The 262-nt window shown below is 18.7% G+C and carries 1 pseudogene; it reads right to left on the bottom strand.

The annotated features are described in order from the left end of the window. Positions 1-232 (bottom strand): annotated as a pseudogene (locus BN1173_RS02670) (hypothetical protein); the annotation flags it as partial. Positions 233-262 lie beyond the last annotated feature (30 nt).

The raw sequence follows: 262 nt of genomic DNA, 5'->3' as shown, positions 1-262 counted from the left end.
GCTTAAGACTATTTTCAGGAATAATAATAGGATAAGTTTTAGATAAATTTATCTTAATACCTCTTATATTAAGAACAAGATTATCTAAAACATAATGACTATCTTCAACTTTATTATTAACGAAAAATTTTAAATCATTTAATAAAAATATATTTAAACTCAAGTTTCTAAATTGAATCAATATGATTACAAATAAAAATAAAATACCAATTAACAAGTAAAAAAAACTCAAACTCAAATATCTCTTCATATCATTCAATAT

Origin of the sequence: Borrelia crocidurae (assembly GCF_000825665.2) — a bacterium.
Classification (GTDB): Bacteria; Spirochaetota; Spirochaetia; order Borreliales; family Borreliaceae; genus Borrelia; species Borrelia duttonii.
The sequence above is the reverse complement of the archived record's forward strand: the minus strand, read 5'-3'. Positions and strand labels throughout refer to the sequence as shown.